Raw genomic sequence first — 16,784 nt, forward strand, 5'->3', positions numbered from 1 at the left:
TGCCTGTCCGGGTACCCCCGGCACCCCCGCCCATGCATCCCGTGTCCGCCTCGGCTCGAGAGGGGCGCGGGGCTTGCGGCAGACGGCGCCACCACCCCCCTCAGGGGCGCGGGGAACTGCGCGCTCAGCCCCCACGACCCCGCACCGCTCTCCCCGAGCCGGGCCCGCAGCGCCTGCGCCAGCCTCGCTCGAAGCACACAGCGCGGGACGCCACCACCCCCTCGGGGGCGCGGGGAACTGCGCGCTCAGCCCTCACGACCCCGCACCGCTCTCCCGAGCCGGGCCCGCAGCGCCTGCGCCAGCCTCGCTCGAAGCACACAGCGCGGGACGCCACCACCCCCTCGGGGGGCGCGGGGAACTGCGCGCTCAGCCCTCACGACCCGCACCGCTCTCCCCGAGCCGGGCCCGCAGCGCCTGCGCCAGCCTCGTTCGAAGCACACAGCGCGGGACGCCACCACCCCCCTCAGGGGCGCGGGGAACTGCGCGAGAACCCGCCACCCGCACCCCGGTGCGACCCCGCCCCCACTGAAGACCGGTGATTTCGCCGGTCCCCGCACGACACCTCCCCCTCGACAGTGGCACCGCCAGTCAGAAGGCGGCGCCCCCGGCCACCGCACGGCTCCCCACCCACGCCGTGACCCCGTGCACCGGCCGACCGGGCCGCTCGCCGCGACAGAGAGGACCACTCGTCGTGCAGCAGCACCCCCACACCAGCAGGCGCAGGACCGGCCGCCTGGCCGGACTGACCGCGGCGCTCGCCGCCGTCGTCGGCCTCAGCACGCTCACCGGCCCGGGCGCCCACGCGGCGGCGGACAACCCCTACGAGCGCGGGCCGGCGCCCACCGAATCGAGCATCGAGGCGCTGCGCGGCCCGTACGCGGTGTCGCAGACCTCCGTCTCCCGGCTCGCCGTCACCGGCTTCGGCGGCGGCACCATCTACTACCCCACGACCACCGCCGACGGCACCTTCGGCGCCATCGCCATCTCGCCCGGCTTCACGGCGCTCGAGTCCTCCATCTCCTGGCTCGGCCCGCGTCTCGCCTCGCAGGGCTTCGTGGTGTTCACCATCGACACCAACACCACCGTCGACCAGCCCGACTCCCGCGGCGACCAGCTGCTGGCGGCGCTGGACTACCTCACCCAGCGCAGCTCCGTCCGCAACCGCGTCGACAGCGGCAGACTGGGCGTCATGGGCCACTCCATGGGCGGCGGCGGCTCGCTCGAGGCCGCCAAGGACCGGCCCTCGCTGCAGGCGGCCATCCCGCTGACGCCCTGGAACCTCGACAAGACCTGGCCCGAACTCCGGACCCCCACGCTCATCTTCGGCGCCGACGGCGACTCCATCGCCCCCGTCGCCAGCCACGCCGAGCCCTTCTACAGCAACCTGCCCTCGTCCCTGGACCGGGCCTACCTGGAGCTCAACAACGCCACCCACTTCACCCCGAACTCGTCGAACACGACGATCGCGAAGTACAGCATTTCCTGGCTGAAGCGCTTCATCGACAACGACACCCGCTACGAGCAGTTCCTCTGCCCGCTGCCCCGGCCGAGCCTGACGATCGAGGAGTCGCGGGGCAACTGCCCGCACACCTCCTGATCCGAGGCGCCAGGCACCCGGCGCCCGTCCCACCGGTGGCGGTCCGCGTACGACGCGGGCCGCCACCGGCGTTGTGCGCGCGCACCGAGGGGCGCCGCCCGCCTTGGGCGCCGTCACACCCCGCACCGTACGCGGCACGGGGAAAGCCCCTGATGGCACGGCCGTTGCGCGTTCACGCACCTTCGGACGAACTCCTTCCGCGCGACCTTACGCGTGAGTAAGGTCGCGGGAATGACCGGACACACGACCGCGCGACAGCAGCAGGTCGCCGAGCTGCTGGACGCGCTGCACACCGACGGCGGCGTCCGTGTCGTGACCGGTGAACCCGGTTGCGGCCGCACCACGTTCCTCAAGACCGCCGCCCGCCTCTTCCGCGACGGGCCGGTGCGGCACCTCGGCGCGGACCGTGTACGCGAGCTGGACGACGCCCTGCGGACGGCCGCCACCGACGGGCCGCTGCTCGTGTGCGTGGACGACGCCCACCTGTGGGACGCCCCGTCGCGCGCCGCGCTGGGACACGCGGCGGCGCGCGTACGGGAGTCGGGCCTGCCGGCGGTGCTGCTGCTGACCGTCGCCGGACACCGGCCTGTCGACCGGGAGTTCACAGGGCTGCCCGTGCTGCGGCTCGGCCCGCTCACGCCCGGCGACGCGGCGCTGCTGGTCGAGGAGGCCACGGACGGCGCCGTCGACCCCGCCGTGCGTGAGGAACTGGTGACCGCCGCCGAGGGCAACCCCGCGCTGCTGCGGGCGTCGGTCCAGCGGCTGTCGCCCGCCCAGCTCGCCGGGGCGCGGTCGCTGCCCCGGCCGCTCGTCGATGCCGAGGTGCTGGCCGGGGTGGCCGGCGGACGCCTGCCCGGCCCGCCGGGGGAGTGCGGGGACCTGTTGCTGACCACGGCGGCGGCCGTACGGGCGACGGGGGAGGAGGACGCCGACGCCGGGCTCGTCCAGCGGGCGTGCGGCGCCGTGGCGGAGGGGCCGCTGCCCGAGGTGCTGGCCCGCACCGAGGGCCGGCTGCGCTTCCGCAGCGCCCTGGTGGGCCGGGCGGTGTACGCCTGCGCGCTCCCCGAACACCGCCGTGCGGCGCACCGCGCCCTGGCCGGCGCGGCGGCGGAGGCGGACGGAGTCCTCGCCCTGCTGCACCGCTCCTGGGCCGTGACCGGCCCGGCGTCCGGCCTGGCGGACGCGCTGGCGGCGGCAGCGGCCGATCCGGCGTGCCCGGCGACACCCGCCCTCCGGCACCATGCCCTGGTCCGGGCGGCGGACCTCGCCCGGGACGACGCGGACCGGGCCCGGCGGAACCTCGCCGCCGCCGAACATGCCCTCCTCGCCGGCCGCGCCTCCGACGCCCGGCGCCTGCTCGACCTGGCCCGCGGCCCCGCCGAGCCCGCGTCGGTGCGGGGCGGCGCGGAACTGCTGCGCGGCGCCGTACTGCTGGCCGACGGCCCGGTCGACGACGCCCGCGAGTCGTTCCTGCTCGCCGCGGAGCTGCTGGCCCCCACGGCCCCGCACGCCGCCGCCCGGGCCACCCTGGGCGCGGCGGACGCTGCCTGGTCCGCCGGTGACCCCGCCGCCTGCCTGTCCGCCCTGGCCCCCACCTACGCACCGCCCGTCACCCCGCTGGCCACCGCCTGCGTCCGGGTCCCGAGAACCGACACGCCGGAACCCTCCGTCGTCCCCGCCGGGTCCCTGGCCGGGGGCGTGGGAGGATCCGCCGCCAAGACCCCTCGCCGTTGCGGGCAGCCGTCCCGCAGGGCGGCACGGGTGGGCGCGACGGCACCGCGCGCGGCGGGCATCCCGTCGACCGCTCCCGTGCCCGACGGCGGCCCGCCCTCGGGCCCTCCGCAGGGCGCCGACGTCACCCGGGACCACCGGGACGGGATGCGCGCCGTCCTGCTCGGACGGTTCGATCTCGCCGCGCACCCGCTGCGACGCGTGCTCGAACGCGGACTGCACGGCACCGATCCCGCCACCCTCCTCCGTTCCGCCGCCGCCGCCCTCATGCTCGGCGAGGTGACCGCCGCCCGCCGCGCCGGCGCCCGGGCCCTCGCCGCCGCACGGACGTCGGGGTCCGCCGCCCTCGAACCCCGCGCCCTCGAATACCTGGCGTACGCCGAGCTGCGCGCCGGACGTCACCAGCTCGCCCGCACCCACGCCGAGGAAGGCCTGCGCACCGCGGAGCGCGCCGGGCAGCGGAACACCGCCGCGCACCACCACGCCGTCCTCGCCCTCGCCGCGTCCATCGAGGGCGAGGTGGACCTCGTCTGCGAGCACGCCGAGGCGGCCCTGCACACCGCCCGCCGTCACGGGCTCGCGCAGGCCGCCACCCTCGCCCACTGGGCCGCCGCCCGCGCCGACCTGGGAGCCGGCCGCCCCCGCGAGGCGGCCGCGCGGCTCGGGCCGCTGGTCCGCCCAGGCGCCCGCCGCGGCCACTTCGCGGTGTGGATGCTGGCCGTCCCCTGCTTCGTCGAGGCCGCCGCGTCCGCCGGACGCCCGCAGTACGCTGCCGCGGTGGTGGAGGACTTCGCGCTGTGGGCGGCCTGCGGTGCCGACCCGCAGGCCGCCGCCCAACTCCTGCGTTGCCGCGCCCTGCTGGCCGCGCCCGACGCGGCCGACGAACTGTATCTGCGGGCCCTGGGCCGGCACGACGACGCGGGCGACTTCGAACGGGCGCGCACCGAACTGCTCTACGGCAAGTGGCTGCGCCGCCGGCGCCGGCTGCGTGAGGCCCGTACCCGGCTGGAGGAGGCGCGGATCGGGTTCGAACGCTGCGGCGCGGGACTGTGGGCGCAGCAGGCGGCCGCCGAACTGCGCGCGGGCGGCGCGGCCCCCGCGGCGGCCACGGAGGCGGGGGAGCTGGCCCGGCTGACCCCGCAGCAACTGCGGATCGCACGGTGCGTCGCCGAGGGCGCCACCAACCGGGAGGTGGCCTTCCGGCTGTCCGTGAGCACCCGTACCGTCGACTACCACCTGCGGAACGTGTTCGCCACACTCGGTCTCCGTTCCCGGGTCGAGCTGGTGCGTCTGGTCGAGCAGGAGGAAAAGACCGGTGCACGACTCTAGGGACCGACCGGACGGTATGCCATCCTTCGGGGCAGGACGAGTCCGACGGCGGCCGGCCCGCGGGCTCCCCGTACCTGCCGGGCGCCGGTACGGGGTCGCCGCACGGGCGCCGCCGGGAAGCCCGACCCTGGGGGGAATGCGCCATGCCTCACGCCGTACGGCCACGTACCCTGCTGCGCCCCGGACCCGTGCCCGCACCCCGGTCGCGGACACCGCGTGTGCGGTCGCTGATCGACGCCGACGCGCTGCGGGTGCTGCACCGGGCCGCCCGCGTCCTGCTGGACGACCTGCCCCAGCTGACGGACCGACTGGTCGCCGTGCTCCAGGAGCAGGAGCCCGCCTACCGCACCGCCGTCGAGGGCGACGCCGTCGCCACCTGGCAGGAGGTGCACCGCTCGCTGCGGCACAGCATCTCCTCGCTGCTGGACCCGCGCGGCGCCCGGGAGGGGGCGCGCCGCTGCTCCTGGAAGATCGGCGCCACCCGCGCCGAGCAGGGCCTGCCGCTGGACGCGGTGCTGCACGCCTTCCGGCTGGGCGGTTCGCTGGTGTGGCAGGGCCTGGTGGACGAGACGTCCCGGGCGGCGCCGGAGGACGTACGGCTGCTGGTGCACGTGGCGTCCGACGTGTGGGACTTCGTCGACGAGCACTCCACCATCGTCGCCGACGCCTACCGGCAGACCGAACGGCAACTGGCGTGGCGGAGGGAGAACAGGGTGCGTCTGCTGGCCGCGGCCCTGCTGGACGGCACGAGCCGCATCGCCGACCTGCCCGAGGCGGCCCAGGCGCTGGACCTGCCGGAGCAGGGCCGGTACGTCGTGGTCGCGGTCGAGGGGGCCCGGTCCGCGGGCTGTACGGCTGCCCAGGCGGCTCTCGCGCCGGGTGTGCGCGTGCACTGGCACACCGGGATGGACACCGACCACGGCATCGTGCTGGTCGTCGAGGGCGACGCGGCGGCGATCGTCCCGGACGAGCAACCGCCCGGCGTGCGCGTGGGCGTCAGCAGCGTGGTCGAGGGGCTGGCCGCCGTGGGGGAGGCGCGGCAACTGGCGGACACGGCGCTGCGGCTGTGCCCCGGGCAGGGGGGCACGGTCCGGCTGACCGAGCACCTGCCGGCGGCGCTGGTGGCGTCGAGCCCTGACCTCGCCGCCGCCCTGGCCGACCGGCTGCTGGGCCCGCTGGCCGGTCTGGAACCGGCCGACGCCGAGGTCCTGCTGGACACCCTCGCCACCTGGCTGGCCTGCGACGGCTCCGCCCAGCGGGCGAGCCGCCGCCTCTACTGCCACCGCAACACGGTCCTCAACCGCCTGCGCCGTTACGAACAACTCACCGGCCGCTCCCTCTCCCGCCCGACCGACCTCATCGAAGCCGGCCTCGCCCTCACGGCCCACCGCCTCCTCAACCCCTGACCCACACCCCGCGCCCCAAGGGGCGCGGGGAACCGCGCGCCCAGCCCCACACCCCGCAGCCACCGCCGGCGCAGTCGAGCGGACCGCCACTCGCCCCCAGGGGCGCGGGGAACCGCACGCCCAGCCCCCACACCCCGCAGCCACCGCCGAACCGCGGCCCCCCGCCCCTGGGCGCAGTCGAGCGGGACGCCACTCCACCCGTGGCGTCCCGCGACTCAGGGGCGCGGGGAACCGCGCGCCCAGCCCTCAACACCCCGCACCCGCCGCCGAACCAGAACCACCCCACCCGTGGTCGCGGGAACGACCTCCCGCCCGCATGGGCACCCGCACAACCCACCCCCACCCCCGTTGGTACACCGCAGCATGCGGAGCCGAACCGCTGTACCGCCCGGTCACCCCCGTGCTGTCGTGAGCACCCCTTCCCCCGAAGCCGTCGCCGACCCGCGCGACGGCCCCGAGGAGTCGTGATGCCCGAAGCACCACCGGACGGCCTGCCCGCGCTGCACGTCGAGAACGTCGACGTGACGTACGGGCGCGCGCTGTCCGCTCTCCGCTCCGTGTCCCTGACCGTGCCACCCGGCGCGGTCGTCGCCCTGCTCGGTGCGAACGGCGCCGGCAAGACGACGCTGCTGCGCGCCGTCTCCGGCACCCTGCGCCTGCACCGCGGTGCCGTCACGGCCGGGCACATCCGCTACGGCGACACGGTGCTGGACGGCAAGGACCCCGTCGCCGCGGTCCGCGCCGGTGTCGTCCAAGTCCCGGAGGGCCGCCGGGTGTTCGCCGGGCTGTCCGTCGACGAGAACCTCCGCTCCGGCGGCCTCGGCCTCGGACGCCGCGGTCGCGCCCAGGTCCAGGAGGCCCGCGACCGCGTCTTCACGCTGTTCCCCCGGCTCGCCGAACGCACCCACCAGGCCGCGGGGCTGCTCTCCGGCGGTGAGCAGCAGATGCTCGCCATCGGCCGCGCCCTGATGGCCGCCCCCCGGCTGCTGCTCCTGGACGAGCCGTCCCTCGGCCTCGCCCCGCAGATGGTGTACCGGATCGCCGAGGTGATCCGCGAGATCAACGCCCAGGGCACCGCCGTGCTCCTCGTCGAGCAGAACGCCGGCATGGCGCTCTCCCTCGCGAGCCACGCGCACGTCCTCGAGGTCGGCGAAACCCGCCTGTCCGGCCCGGCCGACGAACTCGCCCGCACCGACGCCGTACGCCGCCTCTACCTGGGCGAGTCGGCGCAGGACCAGGGGGCCGCGTGAACGACCGCACCACCACCGCACCGCCCGTGCTCGCCGTACGGGACGTCACCGTGCGCTTCGCCGGGCTCACCGCGCTCGACGGCGTGTCCTTCACCGTCGCCCCCGGCTCGGTGCACGCCCTCATCGGACCCAACGGCGCGGGCAAGTCCACCTGTTTCAACGTGCTGTCGGGGCTGTGCCGCCCCGCCGCCGGCAGCGTGACGCTCGGCGACACCGAGCTGACCCGGCTCGCCCCGCACCGCATCGCCGCGCTCGGCGTGGCCCGTACCTTCCAGAACATCGTCACCACCCAGGGCACCGTCGCCGACAACCTGATGCTCGGCCGGCACGCCCTCACCCGCGCCGGTTTCACCGCCAGTGCCCTGCGGCTGCCGAGCGCCCGCCGGGAACAGCGGGACCACCTCGCACGAGCCCGCGAGATCGCCGAACTGACCGGCCTGGGCGCCCACTTCGACACACCCGTCGGCCTGCTGCCGTACGGCGACCGCAAGCGCGTGGAACTCGCCCGCGCCCTGTGCCTGGAGCCCCGTGTGCTGCTGCTCGACGAACCGGTGGCCGGCATGAACGCCGCCGAACGCGCCCGCACCGCCGAGGTGGTGGGTGAACTCCGCGCCGAACTCGGCCTGTCCGTGGTCCTGGTCGAGCACGACATGGGGCTCGTGATGCGCCTCGCCGACGACGTCACCGTGCTGGACTTCGGCCGGCCCATCGCGCACGGCACGCCCGACGAGGTCCGCCAGGACCCCGAGGTGCTGCGCGCCTATCTCGGCACCGACGCGACCGGGGAGGACGCGGCATGACGGACCTCCTGGACAGCCTGCTGGGCGGACTGGCCCTCGGCGCGGTGTACGCGCTGGTCGCCCTCGGCTTCGTCGTCATCTTCAAGGCCTCGGGCGTGCTCAACTTCGCCCACGGCTCCCTGCTCCTGTTCGGCGGCTACCTGGTCGCCGTCCTCCACGACGACCTGGGCTTCGCCGGGGCGCTCGCCCTCGCGGTCCTCGTCACGGCCGCCCTCGCCGGGGCGCTGGACCGGTTCCTGCTGCAACGCGGCGGCACCGACGCCCACTCCGCGCACGTGCAGACCATCGTCACCATCGGCATCGACATCGTGCTGCTCACGGAGCTGGCCCGGCGCATCGGCGGTGACCTGCTGACGCTCGGCGACCCGTGGGGCGACGCGGTGACCGAACTCGGGCCGCTGACCGTCGCGGACAGCAGGCTCGCCGCGATCGTCGTGTCGGCCGTGGTCATCGGCGGCGTGTTCGCGCTGTTCCGCTTCACCGACTGGGGCCTGTCCCTGCGGGCGGCGGCGGAGGACATGGAGGCCGCCGCGCTCATGGGCGTACGGCTGGGCCGGGTACGGGCGGGCGCCTGGTGCCTGGCGGGCGCGCTCGCCGCGCTGGCGGCGGTGTTCCTCGCCGCGTTCCCCGCCCCGGGCCTGGAACGCACCACCGGCCAGATCGCGCTCAACGCCTTCCCCGCCGCCATCCTCGGCGGCCTCGCCTCCCCGACGGGTGCCCTCGCGGGAAGTCTCATCATCGGGCTGACCGAGTCCCTCGTCATCGGCTACCAGTCCGAACTGCACGTCCTCGGCGAGGGGTTCGGCGACGTCGCCCCGTACGCCGTGATGCTGCTGGTGCTCCTCGTACGGCCCAACGGGCTGTTCGGCGCGAAGGGAGCGGCCCGTGTCTGACCGGCTCACCTCGCTCCTCACCCGCCGCCGGGCGACGCTGCTGACGGTCGCCGTGCTCCTGTGCCTGCCGCCGTTCTACCTGGACGCCTTCTGGCTGCGCATCGGCCTGTTCTCCATGGCGGCGGCCATCGGTGCCGTCGGCCTCGCCCTGCTCAGCGGCACCGCGGGCCAGCTCTCCCTGGGCCACGCCTTCTTCCTCGCCGTCGGGGCGTACGGCTACGCCTGGCTGGCCGGCGACCCCGGACCCGGACTGCCGTCCGCCCTGGCCGCCCCCCTGGCGGTGCTGATGGCCGGTGTCGCCGGCGGGCTGTTCAGCCCCGTCGCCGGCCGGGTCAAGGGCATCTACCTGGGCATCGCCACCCTCGCGCTGGTCTTCCTCGGCCATCACGTCCTGCTCACCGCCGACTCGGTCACCGGCGGCTTCAACGGCCGTTCCGTCCAGCCGCTCGCCCTCGGCGGCCTCACCTTCGACGGGAGCGACGAACTGACCGTCCTGGGCGTGCCGTTCGGCGCGGAGGAACGGCTGTGGTTCCTGGGCCTGGCCCTGTTCGCGGTCACCTGGTTCACCGCCCGGGGCCTGCTGCGCTCCCGCCCCGGACGGGCGCTGGCCGCGCTACGCGACAGCGAGACCGCCGCCGCCGTGATGGGCGTCGACGTGGCCCGGCACCGCTCCGCCGCCTTCGTGGTGTCGTCGATGTACGCGGGCCTCGCGGGAGTGCTGCTCGCGCTGGTCTTCCGCCGCGTGGTGCCCGACTACTTCTCGCTGGTGCTGTCCGTCGACTACCTCGCCATGATCGTCATCGGCGGCCTGGGCTCGGTCGCCGGTGCCACCGCGGGCGCCGTGTTCGTCACCGCGCTCCCGCTGCTGATGACCCGCTACGCCGACCAGCTTCCGCTGGTGGCCGCGCCGGGCACCGCCGACGGCGCCGTCGGCCCCACCGAGGCCGCCCGCTACCTGTACGGCGCCGCCATCGTCCTCGTCCTGCTGTACGCCCCCGACGGGCTGCACGGTCTGGCCCGCCGGGCCCGCGACCGCCTGCGGCGCCGCCGCACCCCGACCTCCTCACCGGACCCCGCCCTTCCCACGCCCCCGCCGCCGGCCGCGGCCGCACGACCCAAGGAGCACACCCCGTGAACACCACGTACACCCGCCGTCCCCGCCGCCGCGCCGCCGGGGCCGTCCTCGCCGGCACCCTCGCCGTGCTGCTCGCGGCCACCGGATGCAGCTCGAAGGCGGACGACGGCGACAAGGGCGGCGACGCCGCGGACGGCGTCCGCACCGGACCCGGCGTCGACGCCGACACCATCAGACTGGGCGCCCTCACCGACCTGACCGGCCCCTACGCCACCCTCGGCAAGAGCATCGTGCAGGCCCAGCAGATGTGGGCCGACGAGACCAACGCCAAGGGCGGCATCTGCGACCGCAAGGTGGAAATCGTCGTCAAGGACCACGGCTACGACGTGCAGAAGGCCGTCACCGCCTACGCGGACATCGCCCCGGACGTGGTGGCGCTGCCCCAGGTGATCGGCTCCCCGGTGGTCGCCGCCCTGCTCGACGACATCGAGCGGGACAAGATGCTCACCTTCCCGCAGGCGTGGGCCGCCTCCCTGCTCGGCAAGGACGCCGTCCAGGTGCTGGGCACCACCTACGACGTCGACATGATCGCCGCGGTGGAGTTCCTCACCCGCACCAAGGGCCTGAAGAAGGGCGACACCATAGGCCACGTCTACTTCGAGGGCGACTACGGGGCCAACGCCCTGGAAGGCTCCACCTGGGCGGCCGAGCGGGCCGGGATGAAGGTGGCCGGCCAGAAGATCCAGGCCACGGACACCGATCTGTCGGCGCAGGTCTCGGCGCTGCGCAAGCAGGGCGTCAAGGCCGTCCTGATCAGCGCGGGACCGGCGCAGACCGCCTCCCTGGTCGGTGTCGCCGCCTCGCGCGGCCTGAAGGTCCCCGTCGTCAGCAGCGCCCCCGGATTCGCTCCCCAGCTGATGGAGACGCCCGCCGCGCCCGCTCTCGCGGCGATGCTGAGCGTGGTCAGCGCCGCGCCCGCGGTCAGCTCCGACCTGCCCGGCGTCGAGCGCATGGTGGCGTCGTACAAGAAGAAGTACCCGGACTCGCCGGTCGACTCCGGTGTGCTGTCCGGCTACAACGCCGCCCAGCTCATCGGCTCCGACCTGGCCAAGGCCTGTGAGGCGGGCGGCCTGAGCCGGGAGGACGTCGTCAAGGCGCACCGCTCGCAGACCAACGCCGACACCGGGCTCGGCACGCCGCAGAACTTCTCCGACGTGAACCGTCCCGCCAGCGTGGAGACGTACGTGCTCAAGCCCGACGCCAAGGCGGTCGGCGGCGTGGTGAACGCCGAGGACGCGCACACCGCTCCGGGGGTCGAGGAGTACCTGTCCGCCCGCTGACGTGACCACCGACGCCCCGGCGCACCTCCCGTGAGATGCGCCGGGGCGTCGGTCCTCAGCCGGCCGCCGCCTCCGGGTCGCGGTCGGAGGACGGCCAGACGTACGGCAGGTCGTCCGGCTCGTCGGGGAACAGCTCCCGGTACACGTCCGGGTCCTTGCGCACCAGCGCGGAGCGGTGACTGCGGTGCACCGCGTCGTCGCCCAGCCACGGCGGCAGCTCACCGGCCTGCGCCAGCTCCCGCTGCTCGCGCACCGGGGCGCCGGGCCGGACGGTGGCGAGGTCGGCGACCAGGGTCGCGGCGCAGCTGTCCTGATGGCCGCGGTCGCGCCAGACCCGGCACACGTCGAGGCCGTAGCGCACCAGCGCCTCCTCGTACCCGGTCCACATGCGCACCGCGGGATGGCGGCGCCAGCCGTAGCCCGGCACGATCAGCCCGCGCAGCACCTGGAGCGCCTCCACCCGCTGCTTGCCGAGCCGCTTCCGGTCGAGCACCAGCGCGGATCCGCAGAAGTCGGGGTAGGGAAGGAAGGTCTGCATAGGGCGGCCGTCCGAGCGGTGGGGGCCAAGCGGTCCTCCGCACCTCAGTTCCCCGAACCGGGCGGAGCACACCTCGCCGGCCCCGCCCCCGGCGTCAGCCCAGCGCGCCCTGACGGGCGTCCCGCCACAGGTCGACGCCGCCCTCCGTGGCGTACGTGTCGATCTCGGCCAGCTCCTCGGCGGTGAAGTCGAGGTTCTCCAGCGCCGCCACGTTCTGCTCCAGCTGCTCGGTGCGCGAGGCGCCGATGACCAGCGAGGTGACGCGGGGGTCACGCAGCGCCCAGGCCAGGGCCATCTGCGCCAGCGTCTGGCCGCGGCGGGCCGCGATGTCGTTCACCGCCCGCAGCCGGCGCAGCATGTCGTCGGTCAGCCAGCCGGCGTCGAAGGAGGTCGCGGCGGCGGCCCGCGAGTCCTGCGGCACGCCGTCCAGATAGCGGCCGGTGAGCAGCCCCTGGGCCAGGGCGGTGAACCCGATGACGCCGAAGCCCTCCTCCTGGGCCACGTCCAGCAGGCCGTCCGTCTCGATCCAGCGGTTGAGCATGTTGTACGACGGCTGGTGGATCAGCAGCGGGGTGCCCAGGTCGTGCAGGATCTCCGCGGCCTGGCGGCTGCGCTCGGCGTCGTAGGAGGAGATGCCGACGTAGAGCGCCTTGCCCTGCCGCACCGCGGTGTCCAGGGCGCCCATGGTCTCCTCGAGGGGAGTGGTGGCGTCGAGGCGGTGCGAGTAGAAGATGTCCACGTACTCCAGCCCCATGCGCTCCAGGGACTGGTCGAGCGAGGCCAGCAGGTACTTCCGGGAGCCGCCGCCCTGGCCGTAGGGGCCGGGCCACATGTCCCAGCCGGCCTTGGTGGAGATCACCATCTCGTCGCGGTACGGCGCCAGGTCCCGCTTCATCAGCCGGCCGAAGTTGATCTCTGCGGAGCCGTAGGGCGGGCCGTAGTTGTTGGCCAGGTCGTGGTGGGTGATGCCCAGGTCGAAGGCGCGCAGGGCGATGGCGCGCTGGCTCTCGAAGGACCGGTCGTCACCGAAGTTGTGCCAGTAGCCCAAGGACAGTAGCGGGAGGTCGAGGCCCGAGCGGCCGGTGCGCCGGTAGCGCATGGTGCCGTCGTAGCGGTCGGGACTGGCGAGGTGGTTCATCGGCGCGCTCTCCGGTGATGCGGGCGGGGGTGTCCCGTGGGACGGTGTCGATCCTGGCCCCACAGTGCCCCCGAGTGATCCGGAAGTCCAACCGGTACGGCGCATGGGATTGAGCACCAGCACGTCTGAATCGCGGGGTCCGGTGATTGACCGGCCGGGCGGCGGGAAGCCGCTCCGCAGCGGCACCTCGACCCGCCGCCTTCCCCCCACAGGAGGTCGACCATGCGGATCCGTACGCTCACCGGTGCCGTGGCCGCCGTATTCCTCCTGTACGGACCCGTGGTGGGCGGGCAGGCCGTGGCGGTCAGGACCGCCGACCCGGCGGCGCCCGAGGGGGAGACCCGGGTGCTCACCTACGACACGAGCGGGGCCGGGGAGTTCGCGTCCGCGGTCGACCGGGGAGCGACGATCTGGAACGACAGCGTCGACGGTGTGGAACTGCGCCCGGTGACGTCCGGCGAGCGCGCCGACATACGGATCGTCGTGGACGACGGCTGGCCGCGCACCATGCCTTCGTCCATGGGGGGCGGGACCGTCCACCTCGGCCGCCAGGCGGTGGACGCGGGCCACTCCACCGTCCGCATCGCCGCCCACGAACTGGGCCACGTCCTGGGTCTGCCCGACCGCAAACCCGGCCCCTGCTCCAGCCTGATGTCCGGCGCCAGCGCCGGACCCTCCTGCACCGTCGCCCGGCCGAACGCGGCCGAGCAGGCACAGGTCGAGAAGAACTTCGACGGCGCCCTCGCCGGGCTGGTCATGTGACCGATGTGACTGTCGGGCCGATCACCGCTATGATTGTCTCAGGTCACGGCGAGAGCGAAACCCCGCCGCCCGGCCGTGCGTTGGTGGTCCAAGGAAAGACGCCCCGCTTCCTGCGGGGAGATGCAGGTGCAAGGCCTGCCCGGCGCTCCGCTCACGAGCCCCGTCCCGCGGTCGCGGGACGGGGCTCGTGTCATCTCCCGCCGCTCACGGCTGGAGTGGCATCGTCCAGCAGTTCGAGCTGGTGGCCTTGCCTTTGAGCCGGTCGGTCAGCCATTCGATCGCGTCCCCCTGGTCGGTCAACAGCGGCGCCAGATGGTTGGTCAGCAGCTTGTCGCCGAGGTTCGGCAGCCGGACCGCCTTGTAGGTGACGTCGCCGCCCTTCTTGCACCAGTCCACGGCCATCTGCCGCGCCTGGCCGTGCGGCACGATGTCGTCCTGCACGCCGGTGACCACGCGGACCGGGCCGGTGGGCCGAAGGCGCCCGATGCGCTGGTCGTCCAGCACCGCCTGGGCGGCGGGCTCGCCGGCGATGATGTCGCCGACGGACCGGCCGTTCTTCGTCCACTTGGTGCTCCTGGTGAAGCCGTAGCCCAGGATCGCGTCACCGACGCAGGTGGTGGAGATGTCCTCGAGCGCCTTGCGTCCGGCGTCGTTCATGTTCGCCTCGACCACCGCCCGCAGGGCCGGCGAGGTCTGGGCGAAGCCGTTGATGGACCAGCCCAGCGCGCCGGCCAGGGCGCTGCCGTCGATGCCCTTGGTCACGTCGGTCAGGTTGGCCGGCGGCGCGCCGCTGTAGGTGCCGGCCAGGGGGACGTCGGGCGCGTAGCCGCTCTGGAGCTCGGCGGCGGAGGCGCTGGCGCCGCCGCCCTGGCTGTAGCCGTACATCCCCACCCGGGAGGCGGCGGTGACGGACGCGCCGGGTACGGAACGCGCCACCCGGGCGGCGTCCAGCATCGCGTGCCCCTCGTCGACGCGGTCGACGTAGGTGTGCAGCCGGTCGGTGGCGCCGAGGCCCACGTAGTCGGTGACGACGACCGCCGCGCCGGTGGCGAGCAGGCGGTAGACCGCCAGGTTCTCGTAACCGAACGACAGGGTCTCCCCGGTGAGGGTCAGCGGGTTCTCCAGGGCGAGGGAGGGGGCGCACTGGTCGCCCTGGCCCATGGTGCCCGAGCCGACGACGACCAGGGGGCGGGGCCCGGTGCCTTTCCAGTCGGCGGACGGCTCGATGTAGGCGCCGGTGACGGCGACCGGCTGCCCGTTCGCGTCGGTCGAGGTGTACATCAGGCGGGTGGCCGTGCCTGGCAGCCGGCGGCCGTCCAGGCCGGGCAGGCTCAGCCCGAGACGCAGCGGCTCATGGCGGATCAGCTTGCCGTTGCCCGACGGCAGTTCGGCAGGCGGGGAGTAGAAGGCGGGGATGGTGACGCCCCGCGACACGACCGGGTCGGTCGCGGCGGCGGGTGACGCGGACGCGCACACGCAGGCCGTCGTGGCGACGACGGTGGTCAGCACGCTGTTGATACGGCTCACGGCTCTCTCCTCGCTGCGACTGCAGAAGATGAAACCGAAAACTAACAGCGCTCACTTACCGTCGGTAACCCGCGAGTAAGTTACGGACCGGTAACTTTTGGGGACGGTGAGCCGAAGGGGCCTCGGGCAGCACAAGAGGCGGGCCCCGCCGAGGCGTTCGGCGGGGACCGCCCTTTCGCTGCCGGAAGGTCAGGCGGTGTGCAGCGTCAGCCCGTAGCGGTTGAGGATCTCGTTGACCGGCTGGAACCAGGTCTCGCCCCCGCTGGAGCAGTTGCCCCAGCCTCCGGAGGTGACGCCCTGGGCCTGGTCACCGCTGAGGAACGAACCGCCCGAGTCACCGCCCTCGGCGCACACACTGGTCTTCGTCATCTGGTGCACCGCCCCCTGGCTGTAGTTCACGGTCTCGTTCTTGGCCAGCACGCGGCCGCAGTGCCAGTGCGTCGTGGAGCCCGAGCGGCAGATCGAGGCACCCACCGGCGCCTCCGCCGAACCGCGCACCAACTGGTCCGGCACGGTGCCCCAGCCGAGCACCACCGGCACGGTCCACCAGCCGCTGCCCACGTTCACCCAGGCGTAGTCGTCGCCCGGGAACGAGGAGCCCTGGAAGTTGCCGATGTACGAGCCGTCCCAGCCCCTCACCTGCTGCCCGGCGCCGCCGCAGTGGCCGGCGGTGACGAAGCCGCCGTGCACCGAGAAGCCTATGGAACAGCGGACGTTGCCGGTGTAGTACGGGTCGCCGCCGACCGTGCCCGCGGCGAAGGTGCTGGGGGAGGTGCGCACGGTCCGCACGGTGACCGGGCCCGCCTCGCGGGCCTTGCCCACGAAGGCGCGGACATCGTTGTCGGCCCGCCGGCCGTCGACCACGTTCACCACCACCGAGTTGGCGGCCGGGTCCACGGACCAACTGGCCACGCCCGCCGGGGCGTCGAGCTGGTCGAGGCGGGACTTGGCCGCGTCCAGCTGCCGTTCGGTGTGCGCCACGGTGCGGACGGCGGCACCGGAGTCGCGCAGGGTGCGCACGGTCGTGGCGTCGGCGTCCGGGGTGACGGCGACGGTGAGCTTCCCGTTGCCGGCGTCGAACCAGGAGCCGCCGTAGGCGGATCCGGCGGCCTTGCGTGCCTTGGGGGCCAGGGCGGTGGCCTCGCGTTCGGCGGCCAGGCGCTCCTCCGCCTCGGCGCGGGTCAGGCCGAGGTCGCGCTGCATCGCCCGCAGCAGCCCGGGGGAGGCGGGTGCCGCTTCGGTGCCGCCGGCGGTGGCGGTGGCGGGGGCGTCGTGCGCCGAGGCCGGGAGTGTGCCCGCGGCGGTGAAGCTGCCGATCAGCAGCGCGGCGGCGACCACGGCATGCGTGAGTCCGGTGCGTCTTCTCATGGAAGGTGGCCCTTCGTCGTTCCAGCGAGG

Annotated in this window: 13 protein-coding genes; 9 read left to right on the forward strand and 4 right to left on the reverse strand. The window is 74.5% G+C overall.

Going from position 1 to position 16,784, the window contains the following annotated elements; translation table 11 throughout:
* The first annotated feature begins 691 nt into the window (after window positions 1–691).
* The 8 genes from F3L20_RS17185 (at window position 692) to F3L20_RS17220 (ending at window position 11,421) form a co-directional block, all read left to right on the forward strand.
* Window positions 692–1,597, forward strand: a complete 906-nt coding sequence (locus F3L20_RS17185) for a dienelactone hydrolase family protein (protein WP_145824572.1) — start codon at window positions 692–694, stop codon at window positions 1,595–1,597.
* A 231-nt stretch (window positions 1,598–1,828) separates the two neighbouring features.
* Window positions 1,829–4,657, forward strand: coding sequence for a helix-turn-helix transcriptional regulator (locus F3L20_RS17190; protein ID WP_150155131.1), 2,829 nt, complete (start codon window positions 1,829–1,831; stop codon window positions 4,655–4,657).
* A 143-nt stretch (window positions 4,658–4,800) separates the two neighbouring features.
* Window positions 4,801–6,063: a helix-turn-helix domain-containing protein gene (locus tag F3L20_RS17195; RefSeq protein ID WP_150155132.1), complete on the forward strand. Its 1,263-nt coding sequence runs from the start codon at window positions 4,801–4,803 to the stop codon at window positions 6,061–6,063.
* A 467-nt stretch (window positions 6,064–6,530) separates the two neighbouring features.
* Window positions 6,531–7,313 (forward strand): ABC transporter ATP-binding protein, encoded by a 783-nt coding sequence (locus tag F3L20_RS17200; RefSeq protein WP_145824569.1) that lies wholly within the window; start codon window positions 6,531–6,533, stop codon window positions 7,311–7,313.
* Window positions 7,310–8,113: an ABC transporter ATP-binding protein gene (locus F3L20_RS17205; protein WP_150155133.1), complete on the forward strand. Its 804-nt coding sequence runs from the start codon at window positions 7,310–7,312 to the stop codon at window positions 8,111–8,113. The genes F3L20_RS17200 and F3L20_RS17205 overlap by 4 nt, the downstream gene beginning before the upstream one ends.
* Window positions 8,110–9,006 carry a branched-chain amino acid ABC transporter permease gene (locus tag F3L20_RS17210; protein WP_145824567.1) on the forward strand — a complete coding sequence of 299 codons (897 nt, stop codon included), beginning with the start codon at window positions 8,110–8,112 and terminating at the stop codon, window positions 9,004–9,006. The genes F3L20_RS17205 and F3L20_RS17210 overlap by 4 nt, the downstream gene beginning before the upstream one ends.
* Window positions 8,999–10,141 carry a branched-chain amino acid ABC transporter permease gene (locus F3L20_RS17215; RefSeq protein ID WP_150155134.1) on the forward strand — a complete coding sequence of 381 codons (1,143 nt, stop codon included), beginning with the start codon at window positions 8,999–9,001 and terminating at the stop codon, window positions 10,139–10,141. The genes F3L20_RS17210 and F3L20_RS17215 overlap by 8 nt, the downstream gene beginning before the upstream one ends.
* Window positions 10,138–11,421: an ABC transporter substrate-binding protein gene (locus tag F3L20_RS17220; protein ID WP_150155135.1), complete on the forward strand. Its 1,284-nt coding sequence runs from the start codon at window positions 10,138–10,140 to the stop codon at window positions 11,419–11,421. Before F3L20_RS17215 ends, F3L20_RS17220 begins: the two co-directional genes overlap by 4 nt.
* Window positions 11,422–11,476: 55 nt before the next feature.
* On the opposite strand, the gene F3L20_RS17225 is transcribed toward F3L20_RS17220, so the two are convergent.
* Together F3L20_RS17225 and mgrA are read right to left on the reverse strand one after the other, a co-directional pair.
* A complete protein-coding gene (locus tag F3L20_RS17225; RefSeq protein WP_150155136.1) occupies window positions 11,477–11,959 on the reverse strand; it encodes an MSMEG_6728 family protein in 483 nt (160 codons plus the stop codon).
* 94 nt (window positions 11,960–12,053) lie between these two features.
* Window positions 12,054–13,097, reverse strand: coding sequence for an L-glyceraldehyde 3-phosphate reductase (gene mgrA / locus F3L20_RS17230; RefSeq protein ID WP_150155137.1), 1,044 nt, complete (start codon window positions 13,095–13,097; stop codon window positions 12,054–12,056).
* Between the two features lie 222 nt (window positions 13,098–13,319).
* On the opposite strand from mgrA, the gene F3L20_RS17235 reads away from it, so the two are divergent.
* Window positions 13,320–13,859, forward strand: a complete 540-nt coding sequence (locus tag F3L20_RS17235; protein ID WP_150155138.1) for a snapalysin family zinc-dependent metalloprotease — start codon at window positions 13,320–13,322, stop codon at window positions 13,857–13,859.
* Window positions 13,860–14,063: 204 nt separating this feature from the next.
* Here F3L20_RS17235 and F3L20_RS17240 read toward each other — a convergent pair whose 3' ends face one another.
* Window positions 14,064–15,386: a lipase family protein gene (locus F3L20_RS17240; RefSeq protein ID WP_150155139.1), complete on the reverse strand. Its 1,323-nt coding sequence runs from the start codon at window positions 15,384–15,386 to the stop codon at window positions 14,064–14,066.
* A 189-nt stretch (window positions 15,387–15,575) separates the two neighbouring features.
* A complete protein-coding gene (locus tag F3L20_RS17245; protein WP_150155140.1) occupies window positions 15,576–16,754 on the reverse strand; it encodes a S1 family peptidase in 1,179 nt (392 codons plus the stop codon).
* Window positions 16,755–16,784: the final 30 nt, after the last annotated feature.

This window comes from Streptomyces tendae (genome assembly GCF_008632955.1).
In the GTDB taxonomy this organism is placed as follows: domain Bacteria; phylum Actinomycetota; class Actinomycetes; order Streptomycetales; family Streptomycetaceae; genus Streptomyces.